General features: G+C 40.4%; 21 protein-coding genes. 14 read left to right on the top strand and 7 right to left on the bottom strand.

Features of this window, described 5'->3' with window-relative positions:
- Window positions 1-126: 126 nt before the first annotated feature.
- Entirely contained in the window at window positions 127-909 is a 783-nt protein-coding gene (locus tag QUB80_RS24920; protein ID WP_289792171.1) for an endonuclease/exonuclease/phosphatase family protein, read from the bottom strand.
- 357 nt (window positions 910-1,266) lie between these two features.
- On the opposite strand from QUB80_RS24920, the gene metG reads away from it, so the two are divergent.
- Both metG and psb34 read left to right on the top strand, forming a co-directional pair.
- On the top strand, window positions 1,267-3,033 hold the full coding sequence (gene metG, locus QUB80_RS24915; RefSeq protein WP_336622350.1) for a methionine--tRNA ligase: 1,767 nt from the start codon (window positions 1,267-1,269) through the stop codon (window positions 3,031-3,033).
- A 325-nt stretch (window positions 3,034-3,358) separates the two neighbouring features.
- Window positions 3,359-3,538 carry a photosystem II assembly protein Psb34 gene (gene psb34, locus QUB80_RS24910; protein WP_289792170.1) on the top strand — a complete coding sequence of 60 codons (180 nt, stop codon included), beginning with the start codon at window positions 3,359-3,361 and terminating at the stop codon, window positions 3,536-3,538.
- A 249-nt stretch (window positions 3,539-3,787) separates the two neighbouring features.
- Here the strand turns inward: psb34 and QUB80_RS24905 are convergent, their stop codons facing one another.
- Window positions 3,788-6,883, bottom strand: a complete 3,096-nt coding sequence (locus QUB80_RS24905; protein WP_289792169.1) for a zinc-dependent metalloprotease — start codon at window positions 6,881-6,883, stop codon at window positions 3,788-3,790.
- Window positions 6,884-7,404: 521 nt separating this feature from the next.
- Between QUB80_RS24905 and QUB80_RS24900 the strand changes: the two genes are divergently transcribed.
- Window positions 7,405-9,045 (top strand): pentapeptide repeat-containing protein, encoded by a 1,641-nt coding sequence (locus tag QUB80_RS24900; protein ID WP_289792168.1) that lies wholly within the window; start codon window positions 7,405-7,407, stop codon window positions 9,043-9,045.
- Window positions 9,046-9,147: 102 nt separating this feature from the next.
- On the opposite strand, the gene QUB80_RS24895 is transcribed toward QUB80_RS24900, so the two are convergent.
- Entirely contained in the window at window positions 9,148-9,357 is a 210-nt protein-coding gene (locus QUB80_RS24895; RefSeq protein ID WP_289792167.1) for a hypothetical protein, read from the bottom strand.
- Between the two features lie 146 nt (window positions 9,358-9,503).
- Entirely contained in the window at window positions 9,504-10,178 is a 675-nt protein-coding gene (locus QUB80_RS24890) for a hypothetical protein (protein ID WP_289792166.1), read from the bottom strand.
- Window positions 10,179-10,351: 173 nt separating this feature from the next.
- Here QUB80_RS24890 and QUB80_RS24885 point away from each other — a divergent pair, with 173 nt between their 5' ends.
- The gene (locus QUB80_RS24885) at window positions 10,352-10,756 is read left to right on the top strand and encodes a RusA family crossover junction endodeoxyribonuclease (RefSeq protein WP_289792165.1); all 405 of its coding nucleotides are present in this window, start codon (window positions 10,352-10,354) and stop codon (window positions 10,754-10,756) included.
- Entirely contained in the window at window positions 10,756-11,430 is a 675-nt protein-coding gene (locus tag QUB80_RS24880) for a DUF4145 domain-containing protein (protein ID WP_289792164.1), read from the top strand. Before QUB80_RS24885 ends, QUB80_RS24880 begins: the two co-directional genes overlap by 1 nt.
- A gap of 164 nt (window positions 11,431-11,594) precedes the next feature.
- Here QUB80_RS24880 and QUB80_RS24875 read toward each other — a convergent pair whose 3' ends face one another.
- Window positions 11,595-12,035 carry a hypothetical protein gene (locus QUB80_RS24875; RefSeq protein ID WP_289792163.1) on the bottom strand — a complete coding sequence of 147 codons (441 nt, stop codon included), beginning with the start codon at window positions 12,033-12,035 and terminating at the stop codon, window positions 11,595-11,597.
- 45 nt (window positions 12,036-12,080) lie between these two features.
- Here QUB80_RS24875 and QUB80_RS24870 point away from each other — a divergent pair, with 45 nt between their 5' ends.
- Entirely contained in the window at window positions 12,081-12,821 is a 741-nt protein-coding gene (locus tag QUB80_RS24870) for a DUF4336 domain-containing protein (protein WP_289792162.1), read from the top strand.
- 3 nt (window positions 12,822-12,824) lie between these two features.
- Here QUB80_RS24870 and QUB80_RS24865 read toward each other — a convergent pair whose 3' ends face one another.
- Both QUB80_RS24865 and QUB80_RS24860 read right to left on the bottom strand, forming a co-directional pair.
- A complete protein-coding gene (locus QUB80_RS24865; RefSeq protein ID WP_289792161.1) occupies window positions 12,825-14,420 on the bottom strand; it encodes a nickel-dependent hydrogenase large subunit in 1,596 nt (531 codons plus the stop codon).
- 78 nt (window positions 14,421-14,498) lie between these two features.
- Window positions 14,499-15,461, bottom strand: coding sequence for a hydrogenase small subunit (locus tag QUB80_RS24860; protein ID WP_289792160.1), 963 nt, complete (start codon window positions 15,459-15,461; stop codon window positions 14,499-14,501).
- Window positions 15,462-16,259: 798 nt separating this feature from the next.
- Here QUB80_RS24860 and QUB80_RS24855 point away from each other — a divergent pair.
- The 8 genes from QUB80_RS24855 to hypD all read left to right on the top strand — a co-directional run bounded on the left by QUB80_RS24855 (window position 16,260) and on the right by hypD (window position 23,968).
- Window positions 16,260-17,216 carry a hypothetical protein gene (locus QUB80_RS24855; RefSeq protein ID WP_289792159.1) on the top strand — a complete coding sequence of 319 codons (957 nt, stop codon included), beginning with the start codon at window positions 16,260-16,262 and terminating at the stop codon, window positions 17,214-17,216.
- A 51-nt stretch (window positions 17,217-17,267) separates the two neighbouring features.
- Window positions 17,268-17,507 carry an asr0689 family protein gene (locus tag QUB80_RS24850; protein WP_289792158.1) on the top strand — a complete coding sequence of 80 codons (240 nt, stop codon included), beginning with the start codon at window positions 17,268-17,270 and terminating at the stop codon, window positions 17,505-17,507.
- 8 nt (window positions 17,508-17,515) lie between these two features.
- Window positions 17,516-17,740 carry a hypothetical protein gene (locus QUB80_RS24845; RefSeq protein WP_289792157.1) on the top strand — a complete coding sequence of 75 codons (225 nt, stop codon included), beginning with the start codon at window positions 17,516-17,518 and terminating at the stop codon, window positions 17,738-17,740.
- Between the two features lie 172 nt (window positions 17,741-17,912).
- Window positions 17,913-18,389: a NifU family protein gene (locus QUB80_RS24840; RefSeq protein WP_289792156.1), complete on the top strand. Its 477-nt coding sequence runs from the start codon at window positions 17,913-17,915 to the stop codon at window positions 18,387-18,389.
- Between the two features lie 28 nt (window positions 18,390-18,417).
- The gene (locus QUB80_RS24835; protein WP_289792155.1) at window positions 18,418-19,626 is read left to right on the top strand and encodes an NHL repeat-containing protein; all 1,209 of its coding nucleotides are present in this window, start codon (window positions 18,418-18,420) and stop codon (window positions 19,624-19,626) included.
- Window positions 19,627-19,856: 230 nt separating this feature from the next.
- Window positions 19,857-22,283 carry a carbamoyltransferase HypF gene (locus QUB80_RS24830; RefSeq protein WP_289792154.1) on the top strand — a complete coding sequence of 809 codons (2,427 nt, stop codon included), beginning with the start codon at window positions 19,857-19,859 and terminating at the stop codon, window positions 22,281-22,283.
- A gap of 161 nt (window positions 22,284-22,444) precedes the next feature.
- Window positions 22,445-22,699, top strand: a complete 255-nt coding sequence (locus QUB80_RS24825) for a HypC/HybG/HupF family hydrogenase formation chaperone (protein ID WP_289792153.1) — start codon at window positions 22,445-22,447, stop codon at window positions 22,697-22,699.
- A gap of 123 nt (window positions 22,700-22,822) precedes the next feature.
- Window positions 22,823-23,968, top strand: coding sequence for a hydrogenase formation protein HypD (gene hypD, locus QUB80_RS24820; protein ID WP_289792152.1), 1,146 nt, complete (start codon window positions 22,823-22,825; stop codon window positions 23,966-23,968).
- The last annotated feature ends 151 nt before the right edge of the window (window positions 23,969-24,119 follow it).

Here is a 24,119-nt window from a genome sequence, read left to right as displayed (position 1 = left end):
TCTAGGCGTTTTAGGGGCGAGGCGTAAGATGGGAAGTGAGGTATCCACCGATCGCGATCGCGTGTAAGCTGAGTGCGCTCTTGTTAAAGCTTGAATAACACATTGGGGCTGTTGTTGCCATCATCACTAGTTGGTAGTGGAAGTGATGTTTGCATTCGGACGTAATACCAAGTCGTTAATCAGCGGTGCATGATCGGAATTATGATTAGCTCCCACGTGAATTTTAACGACACCGAAATGCTGATTAATCAGACAGTGATCGATGGGGATATTGATCGAGGGAAGGATCCACGAGGGTAAATTTGCATAGGTTGTTGGTCGTGGCCATGTGGGTAATATACCAAAACCCAAGCGAGTGTTATGCAACTTTGTTTCGCCAATCAAACGTCGGTAGTAGGGCGACCAGGGTGTTAAGTTAAAATCTCCTACTAGAATCAATGGTTGATCGACTGCTTGAATATAATCACTCAATGCTGCTAATTGACTATTACGACCATGAAAATTCCCCCGTGTTAGAGGTACTAGAGGATGAATTCCAATAAACTTAATCAGTTGTCTATTAACTTCTAAAGTCGCGATCAGACTATGATTTCCTTTGCCATTAAAATTATCTCCCCTAGCATCTTTAATAGGTAAGCGACTGAGAATCGCAAGACCGCCACCAGGACTTCTAAAAGAATAGGGTAAAATGTCTTGTAACCCCGTTTTTAAATTTTCAACTGCGGTGCGATTAATTTCAATAAATAAAGCGACATCAGGTTGGCGATCGCGAACACTATTAATAATGTCATTATAACGAGTGTTTTGAATATGAATATTGAAAGATAAAATCCGAATCTGGTTGTTTGTATTACTAGCTGCCTGTTGCCAATGAGGTAGATACCAAGGAATCACCTCAATTGAATTCAAACCAACTAATAATAAGGCAACGAAAACTAAGATTTTACTTTTGAGATAGTGTTTTCTCCAAAGAATAATAAAATTAATACTGAGTATTAACGATAAAATCAAATACTGAACTCGGAAATGAGTTATCAATTCTAGCGGCCAAAACCAAGCAAAATAGCTACTTAAGGATAGTAATCCTAAAACCAATAATATAGAGGTTGCTAAAATTAAAATTATTCTTAGAAGCATGGGTTGCATCAATTTTGAATGTTGAAGCCACTGTGATAAATTTTATACTTATTGAGTAATCTTAGAACTCAGTTCACATCAAACAGCCAGTCTGGGATTTTTATACAACATCGTGTATTATAATAAGTAATACAAATCCAATATCAAAATCCTTATGGGGGTGACTGCAAATTCTCCATTATATCCACAACGCCTATAAATACTAATGACATTAAGGTAAAGTACCTAATCACCAGCGCACTGCCCTACATCAACGGCATCAAACATTTGGGGAACCTTGTAGGTTCTATGCTTCCAGCAGATGTATATGCTCGTTTCTTGAGACAGGAAGGCGAAACAGTTCTCTTCATCTGCGCTACTGATGAACATGGTACACCGACAGAAATAGCTGCTTTGGAAGCAGGACTGGATGTAGCTACTTTCTGTGAAAGAATGCACGGACTCCAGGCAGAAATTTATAGAAACCTTGGTTTGTCGTTTGACTATTTTGGTCGCAACTCATCAGTTTATAACCAAGAGCTAACCCAGTATTTTTATCAGTCTCTGGACAAAAACGGTTTTATAGAAGAACGGGAGATTAGCCTCGTTTACTCTCTTGATGATGAGTGTTTTTTGCCGGATAGATATATTATTGGGACTTGTCCCCATTGCGGATATCAATCAGCAAGGGGAGATCAGTGTGAAAATTGTACATCTTTACTCGACCCAACTGAATTGATAGAACCGCGTTCTGCAATTTCAGGAAGCACACGTTTAGAAGTCCGAAAAACCAAGCACCTGTTCTTAAAGCTTTCTGCACTCTCCCATGAGGTAAAAGCTTGGGTTGAGAAACATCCAAATTGGTCTAACCTCACTAAGTCAATTGCGATGAAGTGGTTAAATGAAGGACTTCAAGACCGATGCATCACTCGCGACATTACTTGGGGAATTCCTGTTCCCCGCCTGGGATTTGAGGGAAAAGTTTTCTATGTTTGGTTTGATGCACCCATTGGATATATCGCTGCAACTAAAGGATGGGGTATAGAAAATTCCCAAGATTGGGAAACGTGGTGGCGCGAGCCAGAAAATACCTTTTACGTGCAATTTATGGCTAAGGATAACTTGCCATTCCACACGATTATGTTTCCAGCGATGATTCTAGGTACGCGAGAAAACTGGAAACTGCCCGATCAAATTAAGGGATTTAATTGGCTAACATACTATGGCGGTAAGTTTTCTACTAGTTCAAAACGAGGAGTTTTTCTAGACCAGGCACTCTCAATCTTACCTGCCGATTATTGGCGATATAGTCTTTTGTCGATGATTCCTGAATCTGCTGATTCTGCTTTTACTTGGGAGTTATTTCAAGTGAAGGTTAACAAAGATTTATCTGATACTTTTGGCAACTTTGTTAATCGAATTCTTAAGTTTACTGTCAAAAATTTTGGCGCAACTATTCCTGAAGGTGGCAGCTTTGGTCAAAAAGAACAGGAACTACAAAATACTTGCAAGCAACTTGTGAACAAATACTGCGAATCTTTGAAAAATATGGAGTTTCGCAAGGCAATAGAAGCTCTCTATTCCTTATGGTCTGTTGGCAATCAGTATGTTGATGCAAGGGCGCCGTGGAAACTGATTAAAGAGAACCCTGAAGAAGCAGCCCAAGTGGTGCGAACTTGTATTAATTTAATCCGAATTTATGCACTTGTTTCTCTTCCAATTCTTCCATTCACCTCTGCAAAGCTTTTTGATGCACTGCATTTATCTAATACCGACAGAACGACAAAGATCAGCGAAAGTGTGAATTTTGATGCTTTGTATCCAGGTCATCCAATTAATATCATTCCACCACTGTTTCGGAAGTTGGAAGAAGAAGAAATTAGAGAATTATCAGTCAGATTTGGAATGAGAAATTAAGTATTTTTTGAATCTGTAGAGACGTGCCATGGCACGTCTCTACAAAAATATAAACTTCATCAAATAATATTTCCTATCCCAATTTAGTATAAAACGCCTGGAACTGAAGTTTCCAGGCTTATAGTTCAAGTCAGTTAAAACTGACTGAAAATCTTACTTAGTCTGCTTTATCAGACTTTAGCTTTTAGCCAAGAAATTTAATTTCTTGGCGGACTGTTCAGTTTTTATAATGATAGATAAAACTAACCTGTATCTAAAAAATATTGTTATTTCTACAGATTATCACTACATTGATTTGCGTAACAGCTAACAGAGAAACGCAACTATGTACACTCTAGACAAGGAACAACTTGTTGAAAATAACGCAGTTGAGCCTAAGATTTCCTATGCTGAATATCCTTCCCCAGAGCAACAAGTTTGGTACGCATTGCAAGGGGCAATAGGGATTGTGCTGTTAACTCTGTTAGCTTTAACTACATCTTTTGTCATTTGGTGGAAGTTTTGACCGAAAGATTGGGGATCAGGATTCAGTTATCAGTTATCAGTTAACACTAATACACCTAATACCAAATTCGGTTGTTCAAACCCTTTTTTGTATAGCCCGCGTAGGCGGGCTTTGTTTATGTAGCCTCACCCTTCCAGGGTGTAGGGTAAAAGGGGGTATTAAATTCGGATTTGGTATGATAACTGTAGCCTGGGGCAAGCCGCTGCGCGTCTACACTGTTCACTGATTAACTCCCTAATCCCTCAGAGACTAATTTGCTTGCAAAGGCGCTTCTAAAACTTTCTTGATGCGATCGCGTGTTTCGAGTATGTGCGCTTTGGTATATTCGTCGTCAGAGTTTACGTTTGCTAGTTTTTCATCTAGCTGGCGAATTTTATACCAAGCTAGCGTGCGAGCATCTTCTGGAACGTATTTTTTCCGCAACACCATACTAGTTAAAGTATCTAGATATTGTCGCTGTAAGCCGCGACGCAAGCTAGAAATTGTGATGTTTTTACCTTTAGATTTTATTACTTCCGTCCAAATACCCTCTTGCAAGGTATCAAATAATTCAGGTAGCGTCAAAGCTTTTCCTGTCTCCGTTTTAAGTTCAATATCCTTGAGACGGGAGAGGCGATCGCCTGAAAGCAAATCCGATAAAACAATACTCTGGACAAATAATACCAAATCGTGAATCGGATAATCTAAACGACCGATGCGGGGACTGCTCCCCCAATGCCGCCAGCGTGAAGGTGCTAATTTATTCAATAAATCTGGTGAAAAATTAAAGGCATCTTCAGCAAAAACATACTTTTGCAGCATTGCTAGCGCCTGCCGTTGTTTGTCTGCTGGCACGGGTTGAAACGGTAATTGTCCTTGGTTGTTGCCAGCATGAACTCTAAAGAAAGACTGTCCGCCAATATATTTTGTGGCGTAATAGATGTTTTGGAAGTAATTACCGAGTACAGTCCCAAAACGTTCTCTGACGTCACTATAACTTTCTCCTTCAACTGGAAAACGTTTGTCCAAACGTCCCCACATCACCCGTGCGTTATCCAATTGCCACTGTGAGTAAACAAGGACATTGCGGCTGTTATCCCAAGCATCGGCAGTGGGATCTAGATCGTACACATCCTCATCTGTAGCATAACTATACTCAGGTTTGTAAGATTGCTGGGCGATTTTATCCAAAAATGGTTTTTCAGCATTTGTAGTTGCCGCCCCAATCGGTGTATAGCCGTACTGAATTGCCCAGCGATCGTAGGGCCCTACCATATTAGGAAAATAATCTCCCTGCTTACTACCTTGGGGGGCGATGTTTGGCGGAATGTAGTCCATCACGGACGAAACTAAACCTTTTTGGCGGGTAATTTCTGGATTATTCAATTCCTCCGGTGATAAGAAGGTGCTACCACGGAAATTGTGTCGCAATCCCAGCGTATGTCCAACTTCATGGGCAATGATCAAGCGTAAATATTGATGAATATATTGTTTCATCTGCTCGTTAGTAACAGGTTTGTCTGACAATAGCGACATTGCCACAGAACCATAGGTAAATTGGTTAGCAGCTTCCATGCCATAACAAAGGTCATACTCTCCTGCTAGTCGAGACAATCGTTTTGTGATTTTATGTTGCAGTTCCTGCTGTTGGGTAGACTTTTCGTCACTTTTTGCTTCTAAACCATTGGCGCAAAGCAGACGATTTTGCATTAACGCTGTTAAAGAAGTCCGATTTTTGAGTTGATTGGGTTGGATGATTTGGCGATACTCACTCTTGAGGGCGCGGATAAAACTGGCATCTACCAAAATGGTGGCGTTTAAAATTTCTCCTGTTAAGGGATTAACACGGGATGGCCCCATTGCAAAATATCCATCTACGGTGTTAATCCAGCGAATAGTGTTGTAACGAATATCGGCGGAATCCCATTTGGCGTCATTCGGCATTTGCTGTACTTGAATTGCATCCTTAAATCCCGCTTTTTCAAAGGCTGCATTCCACATTAAAACGCCCTGTTTAATCGTATCCCGGTACTCAACAGGAACGGCATTATCAATCCAAAAGACGATTGGTTTTTTGGGCAAAGAAATATCAGCATTCGGATCTTGTTTTTCTAAATGCCAGCGATTAATGTAGCGGACAAAGGGTTCTTTGCGCTCTTCGTCGGATAAGTCTTGATAGGCAGTAATGAAATAACCAACGCGATCGTCTGCCAACCGAGCTCGGTAATTGTTGTCTGGTAGCTGGGACAAACTATAATGAACGCGCAAAGTAAAGCCACGATTATCAGCTAAGGCTGTAAATTCCGGCTTTTCGTCTTTTCCACTGCCAGAGTAATTGAAAACTGATTCTACTTCAATATTTTGCGGAAAAGCTTTAGCATTACCAAAATAGGAGTTGTCTGCACTGCCGGAGAGTCCCAAACTTGCAGACAATCCTGCTAGATCTGTAAGTAGCAGTTCACTTAAATCAATCAGAATAGATTTGCGCTGTGGATGAATGCTTTTAATCTCAATACTATACAGAACCGAATCACTAAATGACCGAGCTAGCGATCGCGCTTGTGGATCTCCTTCATGAGTACGGAAATTGACATTACGGACAATAAAATTCAATTTGTTGTTTACCTGCTGAAAGTAAAACAAAAAATCCTGCAAAGGCATTCCGCTATAGATCCCAGCTTCACCAATACCTGATTCAAGTGTCGCCGTAGCAAGATAATTTTTATTCAGTTGCTCTTGTTTAATCTCTAAATAAATCTTATTCTTTTCCTTATTTCGGTATAGGGTAAATAATCCTTCTGTTTTTTGAGTATCTTTTACTACTTCACTAAATGCCTCTAAATCGTCTTTTTTGGCAGGTTTGGAAGTAGAGCTGGGTTTTTCATCTGGTTTTTCTGGCTTATATTTTGTTGGCTGATCTGAATTTTTCTCAACTAATAAAAAAGGTTGCTGATCAGCTTGTTTAGTATCTTTGCCTACCCAAATGAAAGGCTTGTGCTGTAATTGTTGGTTACGATCAAGAACCCACACTTTTGATCTCGCCCACTGAGGCAGTGATTTAGAAGACACACTTTCAGAAGACACGGACAATCTCTCAACAATATTCCCCGTGTCACCACCTCCCCGCGTCTCCGTGTCCTTTTGATTTCCCGTGTCACCACCTCCCCGCGTCTCCGTGTCCTTTTGATTTCCCGTGTCACCACCTCCCCGCGTCCCCGCGTCCTTTTGATTTCCCGTGTCCTGTTTCCCAGCTTCTATAGAAACGCTGTTCGACACTACTTCAATGGCAAGTAACTTGGTGTTAACAGTTGTTATTCCTAGCAATAAACCATGTAAAGCAATTACATAAAAAGTTAATCTGTTCATCCAAACTTTCCCTGGCTCATTTCCTATATAAAATTTCTGCTATCTTCTTATCTTTATATAAAGACTGATTGCTAATTTCCTCACCCCACTACTGGCAGATCACAGCACTACCAAGCTGTTCAAATATACGACAGTAGATTTTTTATATCGGTTATTACTAAACTTCTTTAGCTTTATTACATTTTTTTTCAGCTTTGTTGCACTTCTTTACTCTAGTACTTTTGCCAATAATGTCATCTGTAGCAAACAGTACGTATTATTTTTGCATCTGACTAGAAAAAATGCTGACAAAATAGTATAACAATTTAACCTGAATGATTGAGGTTATTAGACATCAAAAAACTTTTATAGCAGATATTTTTAGTTTAAACAGTAAAACTAAAGCCAAGCAATATTTTAATTATAAAAATGTAACTAAAAATACTAATTTTTTTTATGAATAGCGATCGCTTGAGTAAATAAAAACTCCTTCAGTTAACTCTCAAACAATAAAAAATAAAATAGTATTAATGGATACAAGTATGGCGCAGTTATCTCAAGTATGGAAGCGTTTGATAACTTATGTCAAGGGATCGCACATAAAAGCGAATCAGACTCAAAACAATAGCAGAGAATTGCTATATTTGGACAGGTTGCAACAAAGCTTAGAAGAGTGGGCAAAACTTGATAGTGAGTCGAGTTTTAAGATAAGCGATCGCCAACTGCACAAGCAGATATATGAGTTGATGGGCAATTGTGCGCTCAAACCATACATTGTAGAAGCAGTAACGCCAAAGCTAATTGCTAGCGAGCAATTTTGTCCAGTGCTGTTATTTCAGCGCTTAGAAACTTTTTATCAACGTTGGTGTCAAGGGGAATTTATCGATGCTGCACCTACAGACAACTTGCCACAGCAAAAGATGTTGCAGTTGCAAGCACAAAATATTGCGATCGGACTGCGGCAGGTAGATATAAATACAGGATTGAATGTATTAATTTTGCTGTTGGAGTTACATCGCTATGCACAACAGCAAGACCACCTGAAAGAAAAAATTATTTTTTATCCCTCTGGACAACGACACACAAACAACTTTTTTACATCACAACTACTTAGGGTAATCAACTATAGTGATGCAATTGAAATTGGCAATTTTAGTAATGTTGTTGGTGAATTCCTGAAAGAAGGTAACTTTAGCGGTGCTTACCTTGGTGATGCTAACCTGACTGGTGCGAATTTCAGTGGTGCTAACCTCAATGGTGCCAACCTTGGTGATGCCAACCTGACTGGTGCGAATTTCAGTGGTGCCAACCTCAATGGTGCCAATCTTGGTGATGCTAACCTCAGCAGTGTGAATCTCAGTGGTGCTAGCCTCAGAAGTATTGACCTCAGTAGTGCTAACCTCAGTGGAGCCAACTTCAGTGGTGCTGATCTTTGCCGCGCTGATCTCGATAGTGCCGATCTCAACAGTGCCAACTTTAGTGGTGCAGATCTTAGTCACGCCAATCTGACTGGTGCCAACCTTAAAGATGCCAAACTCAGTAGCAGCCATCTCAGTCATGCCATCCTTTTCAGTGCCAATCTCAGTGATGCGAATCTTAACGGCGCTAATCTTAACTATGCTGATCTGTGCCGTGCGGATCTCAGTGGTGCGAACCTCAATCATGCCACTCTCAAAGGCGCAAACCTAAGTGACACCATCCTTTTTGGCACCAACCTTAAAAGTACTATTCTTATCGCTGCTGACCTTAGTTATGCCAAACTTAATGGTGCAAAACTCCACGGTGCTAACCTGCAAGGCGCAATTCTTTTGGGTGCAGATCTTAGCGGTGTAGAACTCGGTGGCGTGATTCTCAATGAAGCCGATCTTAGCGGCGTCATTCTTAATCAAGCCGATCTCAGTGGTGCCGACATCAGCAATGCAATTCTCTTTGGCACCGATCTCAGTTACGCGAACCTCAGTGGTGCCAACTTGAGTGGTAGTAACCTCAGTGGTGCTATCCTTAATGGCGCAAATCTCAGCCACACTAACCTTAGCCATACTATTCTCGCTGGTGTTGACCTTAGCAACGCTAACCTGGAGAAAATGACTTGGAGTAATTACCTTGAGTGGGGGGGTGTGCGTGGTTTGGATAAAGCGGTGAATGTACCAGAAGCGTTAAAACAGCAATTAGGGTTGAGGTAAGACTATAGGGAAAATTTATATTTAACGTAGCATAATAAAATCACAGCGATCGCCCGCTCTTTGAATAACTAATTAACGCAAGGCAGCGGGAATTTTTGACATTTATCCCTGCTTCATTACACGTTGCGACTTTAAGCTAAGTAGAGATAAAAATTCTGCCAACTCAACAAGTCCTTCTGCTTCTCGCCGTTCTGTTTGATTTAACTCTTCGCCTGCATCCTGACGATCCAGCAGAAAGTGAAGGCGCTCTTGAACAGCTTGAGGAAGCTGAAAGTGAGCCATTTCAATAGGTATCTCAATTATCTCAGGCATCTAGGGAGAAATTTTAACTACTTGTAGAGCCAGTGTAAACCAAAGTTAGTCGAGACGGTCTAATGCTGTTTACTCACCTGTTGTAAATGCGATCACTTTGAGTGGGAATGGTAGTAATAGTACTTTTTGAATTGAATTGGCGTTGCCTATCCACGCACGAATGTAAATGAATTTACCACTTGATCAAATGCTTTTTGGTAGATAGCGTCATTATTTCCGTAGCCAGTCTTCCCAAATGTAATAACGATAATGTTAGAACCATTGGGACTTTTGAAGACAACGTGCTCATTCTCGTATAAGCCACTGGATTGGAAGGCGATCACTTTTTGTCCGGCAATTTTTGTATATTTAAATGCACGAGTTATGCCAAACTGGTTACTTTGTTGTACCCATTTCTGCAATGGCAACTTTTGAGGGTTATTCGCTACTGTGACGCTGACATTTGCCGGATATTCTGTTCCCCCTTCATATGTACCCGAACGAATTTTATTGGCGTGTTCTTGAGTCCAAATTTCAATAGCAGCTAACGAAGCATTATTACTAGAGGGTATTTTTGCTTTATCATTTACCACAAAAATATTAGGAGGATAACTAAACTGAAAACCAAAGCGATCACTTTTGTAGATGGCTTTGTTTTGGGGAACGGGTTTTGGAGTAGATGGTTTGGATGGAGAAACCTCTCGATTGGAAGCGGGACTTGCTGGCGAGGAACTAACTATTGGAGATTCAGGCTGACAGGCGATCGCACCTGCTACTACCAAGCCCAACGCAACTGGATGCAAAACCCATTTTTTCAGTTGCTTGTGATTAACTCTCATCATTCACTCCTCTCCAATATGTGATTCTATAGCTTCAATAGATTCAGCGTTTACAAGACCAGTTCCATAGTTTTTCGACTTTTCCACAAAAGATTAAATAGCAGTGCCGTAAAATTAAATACAATAGCAGAATTAAGGAATTAAAAAACAATTCTCATTTTCATTTTTAAAGAGCATTGACAACATTTGAGTTTATAGTAGATGGGCCGCCAGTATCACAACAAACACGTAGGCGTGAGAAGCTCAGGCTTTGGAAAACATTAGTTCGGCAAGAGGCACAAAAATATTGGTCTCCAGAGCAAAAAATAGCTACTGGGCTAATTATGCTTCAGGTAACGTATTTCTATGACTCAGTTGCAATGGATGTAGACAATATAGTTAAGCCAATTCAAGATGCAATTATTGGTTTGGCATATGTTGATGATGATCAAATAACTGATGCCGTAGTGAGGAAAAGAAATTTATCAGGTAACTTTAGAATAGAAAATATAACTCCAATATTGGCAGAAGGCTTTGCGCGAGGTAATGAGTTTCTGCACATTGTTGTAACCGATGCCCCTGACCAGGAGGAACTTATCTGATGACGACTACAACTGCACAACTTGAAAGAGAGCGATTGCTGAAACTGGCACAAGAGTATCGTGAAAAAGGTTACGAAGTGCTGTTACCAGAAAGACCGGAGGATCTACCTGATTTCCTTAAAGATTATTGTCCTGACATGATCGTGCGCCGAGGGACAGAAGCAGTTGTTGTTGAAGTCAAGTCACTTTCTTCAATAGCGTCTGCCCAATACTTGCGTGATTTAGCTCAAGCCGTGGAGAATCATCCTGGGTGGAGATTAGAGTTAGTGATGACTAACCCAGATGATGTAGCATACTCAGTTAAAGCCGAGGGTTCTCTTCAAGAAAAAGAGATAGAATCACGACTGCAAATCGCAAGAGAACTTACCAACCAGCATCCAGAATCGGCTATTCTTTATACTTGGTCTCTTACCGAAGCAACTCTAAGGCTTGTTACCAAAAAGGAAGGTTTAAGTTTACAAAAACCCGATCCACTTCATTTATTAAAGCAATTAGCAACAGAAGGTGTGATTTCTAAATCTGATTACCAATCACTAATGAATGCTCTACTAATACGTAATGCTATTGCTCATGGTTTCAAAACTACCCAAATAACGCAAAGTTCTGTATATGAACTCATTGATATTACAGAGCAGTTGTTAAATTCTCTGTACAATAATGATGAGCCTCTCTAAATAAATAAAATGGTGCTTTGAACGCTCATAATTTATCTGTAGCCTTTCTTTTTGTCAGGTTTTCTCATTTAGAAATACCTTAGCTCAAGACTCTACTTCATATAAGAGAAGCAGAGTCTGTTTAGACGCAGATACTAAAAGCTAGAAAATACAGCAGTTAATGTTCAAATTTCTACATCATATTTTTTAGCAATCTCACGTAGTTTATCTAACTGTTCTTGTGATGCTTGAGCTAATTTCTCGTCTACGGGTAATGTATTATTCTTGCCTTTTGGAGCTAAATACTTGACATAAAGAGAAATAAAATCAACTACAATTGGTATGCCTTTGAGAGCATTTTTATCAGCTTGCGTTCCTGCTAATAAAGCTGCTAAACCACCTTCAATTGTATTTCTTGTCGCTTTGACGAACTGATCGACAAGTTCTTCAATGTAGTAGGCTCCCTCCAGATCTTCTAACTTTTTCGCATCTGGAGTGAATTCGTATCCAGCTGCGATCGCTTGCTCAAAAATACACCAGTCTGTAAATTCTTTCAGTGCTTCTTCTGGAAGACGAGAAAAATAGTTGTGTAATTCCAAATCAGACATTAGATTATCTTGTGACATTCTTTCACCTGAAGATGTAGAGATTTTTGGAAGGGTGATGTAACTATGAAGGATGCAAAACTTTACGAACCAATTAACACTCTTAAGTACGTTGATGAAAATATCTGGATTGTTGATGGGCTGATTATCCAGATGCAAGCCTACGGTACTAATATACCTTTTCCCACACGCATGACTGTTATCCGTTTAACTAACGATGATTTGTTTATCCATTCGCCAACACACTTAACTAATGAACTGAAAGCAGAAATTGACACGTTGGGAAGAGTCCGGCACCTGGTTTCACCGAATAAAATTCATTATGCTTACATTGAACAATGGGGTGAAGTTTATCCTGATGCGATCAAATGGGCATCGCCAAGAGTGCGAGAGCGAGCCAAGAATATTGTTTTTGATCGGGATTTGAGTGAGGAACCAGATTCTGCTTGGGCAGAGGAAATTGATCAGGTAATTGTTCACGGTAGTCGCTTTATGGATGAGGTTGTTTTTCTGCATAAGCCGTCTCATACTTTGATTTTTGCCGACCTCATCGAAAATTTTGAAGCTGACAAGATTGGTAAAAAATACGAATTATTAGCGAGATTAGGTGGCTGTCTAGATCCTGATGGAAAAACTCCCTTTGATTTGCGACTCACTTTCTGGGGACGCAAAGCCCAAACGCGAGAGGCTATCCGCCAGATAATTGCATGGGAACCAAACAGAGTTATCCTTGCCCACGGTCGTTGGTATCCTGAAAATGGCACAGAGGAACTTAAGCGTGCTTTTCGCTGGCTGGGTAAGTTCTAGAAATTACGCTGTCCGAAAACGTGCGAGTTCTTCACCCGTCTTGGCATCGTGGGCGTGAACGGTACATACCAAACAGGAATCAAATGACCTTGCCACATGACCAACTTCTATTGGATCGGTTGGATCGGCAATGGGTATGCCAATCAAAGCTTCTTCAATTGGGCCGCGCTTTTGTTCGGCATCACGAGGCCCCACGTTCCAAGTAGTAGGGGCAATGACTTGGTAGTTCTTAATTTTGCCGTCTTCTAGTTCTACCCAGTGACACAGAGAACCTCGTGCTGCTTCTGTTGCACCCCAACCACGTCCATCTTTTTCTTTTGGTTTGATATACCAGGGATCGTTTAATTTGAACTCACGCAGACAATGTTCGGCTTGGCGGTATAATTTAACAAGCTCGTGAACTCGTGCCAATTGGCGCACATGAACGCTGGGGCCACCCATGCGCTTGAAGACATCTAAAATAAATCCATCATAGTGCTGCCAAGATTCGCCATGCTTACCACCCGCCACCAATTGCCGCGCTAAGGGGCCTGCTTCTAAACGTCCGTAGTCTACATGACGTACTGCTGTTGACCAAGAATAAGCGTTATTGAAGTCTTTATCATTCTTTTGGATTGGGTTAGTCGTGCGAGCAAAGGGGTGAATGTCTTCTTTGCCTTCGTCATACCAAGAGTGAGTGGTATTCTCGCGGGCAAAGGTATGATCCATCAAGGTATGAGTGTCGCTGAAACTGTCATACACTCCACTCTTCATAATCATGGCGGCATTTCGCCCTTCTATCGTTGGCTTTTGGTATCTATCTTCATGAGGTAAATATCCCCAAGTGACATATTTACCTACACCGCCACCAAATTTATCTAGACCAATATCTAAACCCATGCGCCAATAAAAACCCAAGTCAGACTGGCGATGATTGCGGTTTTCGTGTAGCCACGCCATAAAGTCATCATAGGTTTGGATTTGTTCGTAACGTTCCAATGAACAACCCAACCATATTGGTTCTAACCAATTGGTACGGAAATATTCCAGGATTGACCAAGCACGGGTGATGTCTGTGAGGGTGGGGGCGCACATGACGCCACCGGGAACCATGTAACTAGAATGAGGCCATTGACCGCCTAAAAGAGCATAAATTTCGACTGGTTTGGCAGAAATTGTGACACCGATTTCATAATGCTTACCAGTGAAAGCGGCAAAGCGGCGGACAGCTTCGTTATAGTAGCGGCTATGCTGGTATTTTTTATTAGTCAGGTCAATAGCAAATAGCCCGTAAAAATAGCGGGGTATGCTTTGAATTGTTTCAACAAGTTGACCAAGATTTCTTGCCAAAATCGCATTGCGCGGAACTTCTGTTTCCCATGCCGTATCTAATGCCCATGACGCACAAGTCAGGTGAGAACCTCCACAAATACCGCAAATACGAGGTGTGACAATTAATCCGGCTTGCGGATCTTTGCCGCGCAGGATAACTTCAAATCCTCGAAAGAGTTCGGCATGAGTCCAGGCGTTAACTACCTGCCCATCTTCAATTTCAACTCGCACATCTAAATCGCCCTCGACTCTACCAACGGGCGAGATGTCTAATGTTTGGATACCCATAATATTTGTCCTTTGTCATTTGTCATGTGTCCTTTGTCATTGGTCATTTACTAATGACTAATGACTATTGACCAATGACTAAACTGTAAAAATATCTTCATCTGCCCAATCTGGTGCTGCATCTTTGGCGACTACTGTGAGTAAAGCATATTCTTTTTTCTTCATGCCTGGCGGTATTTCTTTAGGAACCCCCATTACTGTTTGTGTCTTAAATACCGTTCCCGGTTTAAGGTCATAGAAGGGAAATTCTGGTTCGGTGCAACCTAAACAAGGCATACCCGCACGAGTTTTGGAAGAAACGCGATTCCACAAAATCCGGTTGCAGGAAGAATGAGTCATGGGGCCACGACAACCCAAGTCATAGAACAGACAACCCTTACGCTGACCGAATTCTGCGGTTGTGGCTTTGTAGGCAAAGTGAATGTTGCGGGTACAACCTGTTTGGGTAAAGGTTTTAAAGAAGGTTTGAGGACGATTGAGTTCGTCAAGGGTGATATCATCTAAACGACCTGTGGCGATCGCAACTAATATCTGCGTTATCCAATCGGGATGGGCAGGGCATCCAGGAATATTAATCACAGGTAGTCCAGCTTTGGATTTATAATCTGTCCCTAAAAAACCACCCTTTTGGCGTTTAAGAAATTGTAATCCTTCGGATTCGCTGGGATTGGGTGCCATTGCGGGGATTCCGCCCCAAGTAGCACAGTCACCCACAGCTACTACAAACTTCGCGATTTTTGCTAAGTCGCTTACCCAATCTTTCATCGGACGGTGGGCAAAGCGGTTCCATTCTCCCGTTCCGTTGGGAGCATTAACTACTGTACCTTCAAATACCAAAATATCTAGGGGAATTTTGCCGAGAACACAATCCCACAGCATTGCTTGCAAACTGTCCCCTAGCTCCAGTCCCAAGGAAGGATGCCACAGTACCTTAATACCGAAATCGGCAATTAAATCGCAAACGGTTGGTTCTTCAGCATTTAAAAATGACATGGTGTTGCCTGAACAAGCACCACCTTGTAGCCAGATTACGTTAGTCATTGGCTGCGCATTTGTGTTGTTTAGAATACAAAAATTAGGAAGTTTAACAGTGTAGTGGGTACTCGTTACTAGGTACTAGGGATTAGGAAAGAAACGCTCTCAAAGTGAATTCTTCCCAGTCCCTAGTCCCCTTTACTATCAATGGCTTTTCGTTTCTATTGTAGACATTTAAATAAAAATTAACGTATTTATGAAAACTAAAAAAACATAATTTTCTGGTTTAAATGTTATAGTAAATACATCCTCTAAAGTACAAATAATTATCTTGTTATTACGTATTGATTACGTTAGCAAAATCTCAAAGTCTTTTGAATAAGTCACTAAAAATTTATATACAATTTAGATTACCTAAAATCAAATCTGAAAAATATACTCTCACAAGTCAATGCTTGTTTAAATTTTAAATATGATGAGTATTTAATTAAGCAGTTATAATTACCTAGGATTTAGATGTAAATTAAAAATATAGAGCCACAAACACAAATCCCCAACTTTTTTGAGAAGTCGGGGATTTGATGATCTTATTTAAAAATGTAACGTCTAGTAACTAGATTTTTGGTTGCATTTTGTTTTATATTAAAAGTAGAAAAGCTAAGGTAAATTCAATAAAATCGATGAAAGCTTTTAGTAACAATTTAGAGATTTACTGAAAGCCTATCTGACAGATTAGTGGGTAATACAGCCACAAATTGTATAAGTTTAAACATTAATTTTAGGTAATCTAGCTACAAGGTTTTGGTTGATTACTAGTTAGCAAAAGTTAAAAGCTGCCTTCCTAATTGCGACTCCACATCTGATATGATACCAACTATTACTGATGCCGCAGTGAAAGCAGCGATCGCTGCTATTGCCTCTGAATCAGCATCGACAAAAGACAAAATTGAGATGTTGATTGAGATGGCACATGGCTTTGTGAAAAAGCCGAAAACCACCCAAGATTTGTGGAATGCGATCGCGCTATACGAGCAGGCAGAAGAATTATCTGGTGAAGATTACCCTCTTTTGAAGGCGCGGGCAAAAGTAGGGATAGGAGGGGCGCTGCGGGCAATCCCAGACGGTACAGAAGAATTGCTGTTGCAAGCGAAAGCAATTTACACAGAAGCTTTGCCGATATTACAAAAGTTGGCGTCTCCTGAAGAAGTTGCCGAAGCCCAAATGAACTATGGCTTGATATTACAATCTTTAGTACCGTTTAATTTGGCAAAGGTAGCAGACAGCATTCAGGCGTATCAAGAAGCCTTGCGGGTATTTACTTGGGATAAATATCCACAGGAATATGCAATCTTACACAACAATATAGCGATCGCCTACCTTTCCATGTCTGGTGGTTCGCAGCAGCAATATTTGTTTGAAGGTTTGGCTGTACAGTCTTTTGAGGTAGCGCTCAAGCGAATAAACCTGATTGAACATCCCAGAGAATATGCAATGTTGCAGAACAATTTAGGTAACGCATTGCAATATTTACCATCTGCCCATCCTGTAGATAATTTAGTGCGGGCGATCGCAGCTTACAACGAAGCATTAAAAGTACGTAACTCCAGAGACACACCTTTAGAATACGCCAACACCATTTCTAACAAAGCCAACGCTCTATTTAATTTACTTGATGATTTGGAGAAGCCAGAAATCGGCAATCCTCAAAATCTCTTACAAGCGCGTGGATATTTTCAAGAAGCCTGGGAAATTTTTACACAGTATGGACAAATAGAACAAGCCGAAGTTGTAGCCCAAACATTGCAAGAGTTGAATGGCTAATGGCTAATAGAGTATTGTAATTATCAATGAAAAATATGAGGAGAATAAACAATGACTGAGGTATTTAAAAGTTTAGCAGGTAATGACATTAATTTAGTTACAGGTTTGATTTACTTAGTAATAGCAACTGTATTATCTTTAGTGGGTGGTGCGATTGGTGGAATTTTATTAGCTGGTGAAGAATTAGGTAATCAGTTTGCAGCCATGATAGGTGGGTTATTTGGCCCTGCTGGTGTAATTCCAGCGATAGTATTAGGATTATTTTTACTAAATTTTTGTCCTAAATTTTAGGAGTTTTCATGTTAGAAATAGGTTGGTTTTCTGCCAAGTTATTTATGAAAGGCAAACTAATACGTGAGCCGCAGTATTTTTGGCGGCAAGTTGGAATTGGTACTAGTATTAGTTCACTACTACTATTTTTACTTTTACTCTTGAAATTTCCGCTTTGGCTAACAGTGGCAGCATCTAGCTTAACAACGGGTACTATTATGCCGTTTCTACTCAAAGATTTCAAAATGAAGTAATTTATTAATTACTAATTGTCATAGGGATTAGAAACATACGGCTAATAAAATTCGCAGCTACACAAACCAAGTTCGCCGATGTGGATTGATGTTGAGCCTGCGGAGGCAAGATTTATTTTTATAGCCCCAGACTTCCAGTCTGAGGGCAATTATAAACAATAACAAAAATATAATGGCTACTCTTGAGGAATTGGTACAAGAAATTAGTCGGTTTGAGGTAATTATATCTGAGTGGGATGAAAGTAAAAGAGGTGTAGCTATAGGTTTGAAAAGGGCAATAGAAGAATTGCATAAAGAAGCTTTAACCCGCTTAATCAAGAGTATCAAACAAGAATCAATGCCAGCACTGTGTAATGCCGCTAAGGATGAGGTAGTCTACGGTGTATTGCTTTATCATGAATTAGTCAAACCACCAACACCACCTTTAACAAAACGTATTCAAAAAGCCTTAGATGAAGTGCGCCCAAGTTTGAAAAGTCATAATGGTGATGTGGAATTAGTAGCTATTAAAGAACCAGATACAGTAGAAGTTAAGCTAATTGGTGCTTGTGGTCATTGCCCTGCTTCAACATTAACTTTTTCTCAAGGAATTGAACAGACGATTAAAATGTATTGTCCAGAAATTACTAATGTAGTTGCCGTTAAGTAAAGGCTAAAAGGTTAACTTTTCTTAAATAATGAATAGCCGCATCCAAATTACTTCCAAATCGAATTTCCAAACTCAAGCAACAGACATTCCTCAAAATTTTCCTCTTTCATCAGAAGGTGCAGAGATAATTTTAGGAAGGATGATGGCACCAGGGGAATTGGTAACCCCTCTTGCACCTAGTAGTATTGAAATGTTTGGCCCTCGTGCAGCTTGTTTAAAATCAGAAAAAGGGCTTTTGTGGGTGTCTGATACGGGACATCATCGCTTATTAGGATGGCGGAATATACCTACTCAAGATAGCCAACCTGCTGATTGGGTAATTGGGCAACCAGATTTTCATAGTGAAGGACAAAATGCTAAGGGTTCACCAGAAAGTAATACTTTTAGTGTGCCGACTGGCATTTGTTACTGTGGAGAAGGAATGGCAGTCGCAGATGCATGGAATCACCGCGTTTTAATTTGGAAAAAAGTACCAGAAGACAGCAATGTTCCAGCAGATATAGTATTAGGACAAGCTAATTTTAGTGACAATGAACCAAATCGGGGTAAGCAAGAAGCGGCAGCAAATACTCTGAACTGGTGTTATGGAGTTTTCTATCACAATGGGCGGTTATTTGTAGCTGATACAGGTAATCGGCGCGTGTTAGTTTGGCATCAATTACCAAAAGAAAATAGTCAACCGGCAGATTTAGTTTTGGGGCAGCTAGATATGACATCACGCAATGAAAATGGCGGCGATAATCCTTCCGCATCGAGTATGCGTTGGTGTCACGATATTACCTTTTGGGGAGAAAATTTGGTTGTGACTGATGCGGGAAATAACCGCGTGATGATTTGGGATGGAATGCCCACAGAAAACAATACGCCTTGTACTGTAGTATTAGGGCAAAAAAGTTTTGATGTTGTTGAAATTAATCAAGGAGTTTATTTCCCAAGTTCTAGCAGTTTGAGTATGCCTTATGGTGTGGATGCTGCTGGCGATTGGTTGTTGGTAGCGGATACTGCTAATTCTCGGATATTAGGTTGGAAAAAGCCTGAGTCTATTTCATTTTTGCAAAGAGCTGCTGCGGATGCGATCGCCGGACAAAATAATTTTCTAAGTAAGAGTGAAAATCGTGATTTTGGGCAGCCAAGGCGAGATAGTCTAAGTTGGTGTTATGGAATCAAGATTTGTGGCAAGAGGGCGGTAATTGCTGATTCGGGAAATAATCGAGTTTTAATTTGGCAAATCAGATAAATATTTATTTTCTTAAATAAGACAGTTTTCATGAAACAAACCACAAAGTACACATTAGACGCGGAGCGGCTACTTACCATACGGGAAGCCGGGCAAAGCCCGTCTACAGAAGCCACTTCGTGTCTACCCGTAAGGGTAGCACACAAAGAAAGAACAAGAAAGAACACAAATCAGAAATTAGTTATTTTTAATCAAGATATTTAAATGTTTTGAGGGTGAGATTCTGCAAAATGACTGCTGAAGAAATTCGAGTGCGTGGTACTGTTCAGGGTGTAGGATTTCGCCCGACTGTCTATCGTCTGGCAAAAGCCTGTGGTTTGCATGGCGATGTTTGTAATGACGGTGAAGGCGTAGTTATTCGTGTATCTGGAACTGATGCATCTATAGAAGAATTTATTCGCAAATTGCAGCAAGAATGCCCACCTTTAGCAAGAATTAATGAAATTAAGCGCAAGCGTTATGAAAGGGAAGTTTCCTTTGATGATTTTGTGATTTCTCACAGCGTTAGTAGTGCAGTAAAAACAGAAATTAGTCCCGATGCTGCCACTTGCGTGCAATGTAAAGAAGAAATTTTTAATCCCTACAGTCGCTTCTATCGCTATCCTTTCACCAATTGTACGCATTGCGGCCCCCGTTTAAGTATTATTCGTGCCATTCCTTACGATCGCTGCAATACGAGCATGGCTAGTTTCAACCTGTGTGCGGAATGTACTAGAGAATATGATGATGTGGAAAATCGCCGCTTTCATGCTCAACCAGTAGCTTGCCACGTCTGCGGCCCCAAAGCAACTTTAGAACGTAGCGATCGCAAACCAATTACAGCTTCGATGTTCTCTATGCTAGATGATGTCGATGCTGTCTGTACGTTGTTACAAAGAGGCGAAATAGTTGCCATTAAAGGTATCGGTGGAATTCATCTCGCTTGTGATGCCACTAATGAAACTGCTGTGCAAAAACTTCGCCAGCGCAAGCAACGATATCATAAACCCTTTGCTTTAATGGCGAGGGATGTAGAGATTATTGAAAAATACTGCACTATTAGCGATAAAGAAAGAGAATTATTAGAAAGTTCTGCCGCGCCGATTGTGTTGCTGAAACAAAAGCGACTCAAAGAGGACAAAGAGACACGGAGACACCCAGACGCAGGTATATTTTCTTCTCCGCGTCACCGCGTCTCAAGTTCTCCGCGTCTTCTTCCCATCGCCCCATCTGTAGCACCAGGGCAAAATACCCTGGGCTTCACACTACCTTATACACCTTTGCACCACTTAATCCTGAAGCGGATGAATCGCCCGATTGTCTTAACAAGTGGCAATCTTTCTGATGAACCGCAATGTATAAATAACGAAGAAGCACGAGAAAAATTAGGCAAAATTGCAGATTATTTGCTCCTACATAATCGGGAGATTGTTAATCGAGTAGATGACTCAGTGGTGCGGATAGTTGACGAGCAAGTACAAATGATTCGCCGTGCTAGAGGATACGCACCAGCACCGATTAATTTACCACCTGGATTTAATAATGTTCCACATATTTTAGCAATGGGTGGCGAGTTAAAAAATACTTTTTGTTTGTTACAGAATGGACAAGCAATTTTATCTCAACATTTAGGAGATTTAGAAAATGTTGCTGCTTTTGCTGCCTATCAAGATACATTGAATTTGTATTTAAATTTATTCGAGCATAAACCAGAAGCGATCGCTCTTGACAAACATCCCGAATATTTGTCATCAAAACTCGGTAAAGAACTAGCAGTTGCTAATCAAATTCAACTTTATTCCATCCAACACCATCACGCCCATATTGCCGCTTGCATGGTAGAAAACGGTATACCTCTAGATTCACCACCCGTATTAGGTATTGCTTTAGATGGTTTGGGTTATGGTGAAGACGGTACACTTTGGGGTGGAGAATTTTTGTTAGCAGATTATCGTCATTTTCAAAGACTAGCAAAATTTAAGCCAGTGCCAATGATTGGCGGAGAAAAAGCGATTAAACAGCCTTGGCGTAACACATATGCTCAATTAACTTCAGCTTTCGGTTGGGAAGATGTAAAAAATCAATATGGAGAATTAGAAATCATCAAATTTCTTGGAAATCAACCGCTAAATATTCTCAACCAGGTTGTATCAAAAAGTATTAATTCTCCCTTAACTTCTTCAGTCGGACGACTGTTTGATGCTGTTGCTGCTACTATCGGAATTTGCCGAGAAGAGTGTAGCTATGAAGGGCAAGCAGCAATTGAAATGGAAGCTTTAGTCGATGCCAACTTCTTAAATAATCATGAAGAAACACTAAATTATTCTTTTAATATCGGCATTTTAGATAATATTTACTGTATAGACTCGCATCCTATGTGGCAAGCCTTACTAGATGACTTACAGCAGCAAATCCCGCCATCACTTGTAGCTGCTAAATTTCATAAAAGTTTAGCTCAAACAATTGTAGAAATGGTTAACATTATCTGCCAACAAAACGTAATCAAAAATGTAGTTTTAACAGGAGGAGTTTATCAAAATAGTATCTTGTTAGAACAAGTTAGTAAGCGCTTACAAAAATTAGATTTGAATGTATTAACACATAGTATTATTCCCTGTAATGACGGAGGATTAGCACTTGGGCAAGCAGTAATTGCAGCCGCACAATATTATCTTTGAAAAAACTCTGCGTACCTCCGCGTTTTCTTAGCGTTCCTCTGCGTTTAAAACACTATATTTTAAAGCTTTACTCAGTTTTCTTATTTTATCTCTGATTTAAAAATCTTTCTCAGTCTTCTCTGTGCCTCTGTGGTTAATTTCACCTATCAAGGTAATAAAGAATGTGTTTAGGTATCCCTGGACAAATCATAGAAATAACAGACGCAAATAACAAACTAGCGATTGTTGATATCGGCGGTGTAAAGCGTCAAGTTAATATTACTTGCATCATTGATGAACAACATCCTCCCGAAAATTGTATTGGAGAATGGGTACTAGTTCATGTTGGATTTGCGATGAATCGTATTAACGAAAAAGAAGCAGCAGAAACATTACGGTTACTACAAGAAATTGCAGAAGTTATGTCTACTGGTTAGTGGATACTACTACCTACTAACTACTGTACGGGCGGGTTTAGAAAATAATTGTCAGTTTTAACCGAAAGATAATCAACAAAACCTGCCCCTACTAACTACTAACTACTAACTACTAACATTTATATGAAATACGTTGATGAATTTCGTGATCCTCATAAAGCAGAGGCATTACTCTGGCAAATAGAAAAACTTTGCCCCATACTAGAAAAACCGATCAAAATTATGGAAGTATGTGGCGGTCATACCCATTCTATTTTTAAATATGGTATTGAAGAAGTTTTACCTAAAGCAATTGAACTAATTCACGGGCCTGGTTGTCCAGTGTGCGTCATGCCAAAAGGTAGACTAGATGATGTGATCGCTATCTCTCAAAATCCCAACGTCATCTTTGCCACCTTTGGCGATGCGATGCGAGTACCAGGTTCTAAGACAAGCCTACTGCAAGCCAAAGCTCAAGGCGCAGATATCCGTATGCTTTATTCTCCCTTAGATAGTCTGAAAATAGCCAAGGATAACCCTGATAAAGAAGTTGTATTTTTTGCCTTAGGTTTTGAAACCACAGCCCCCAGTACCGCTTTCACCATCTTGCAAGCAGCCGCAGAAAATATTAATAACTTTAGTATGTTTTGCAATCATGTCCTTGTGATTCCCGCTTTGCAAGCACTACTAGATAATCCTGACTTGCAACTGGATGGATTTATCGGCCCTGGTCATGTCAGTATGGTAATTGGTACCGATCCATATCAATTTATTTCCCGACAGTACCACAAGCCGATTGTGATTTCAGGCTTTGAACCTTTAGACATCCTCCAATCAATTTGGATGCTGTTGCAACAACTAGTAGATAATCGCTGCGAAGTTGAAAATCAATATAATCGACTGGTAGAGAAAGCAGGGAATAAAGTAGCGATCGCTGCTATGAATAAAGTTTTTGAAGTGCGAGAAACATTTGATTGGCGCGGCTTGGGTGACATACCTGATTCGGGATTCAAAATTCGTTCTGAATATGCCCAGTTTGATGCCGAACATAAATTTACTATTCCCAATCTGAAAGTTGCCGATCATAAAGCTTGTCAGTGTGGAGAGATTCTCAAAGGCGTATTGAAGCCTTGGCAATGCAAAGTTTTTGGTACAGCTTGCACTCCAGAAACCCCAATAGGAACTTGTATGGTTTCCTCAGAAGGTGCTTGTGCCGCTTATTACAAATATGGGCGCTTTTCTCAGGTAGTGAAGGAGAGAGAGACTGGGAAAGAGAGGGTAAAGGTATAGGATTTGGAGGTGCGTTACTTAAACTCTCAAATCCTTGCATAGCCGTAACACATTTTACTGCTGAAGAATATTTAAACGTAGACGCGTAGCGGCTTCCCGTAGGGTACCACAAAGTACACAAAGTACACAAAGAAAGAAAAGTAATTATGCC

The organism is Chlorogloeopsis sp. ULAP01, assembly GCF_030381805.1.
Classification (GTDB): Bacteria; Cyanobacteriota; Cyanobacteriia; order Cyanobacteriales; family Nostocaceae; genus Chlorogloeopsis.
Note: the sequence above shows the minus strand (reverse complement) of the source record. Positions and strands in the feature narration are given on the sequence as shown.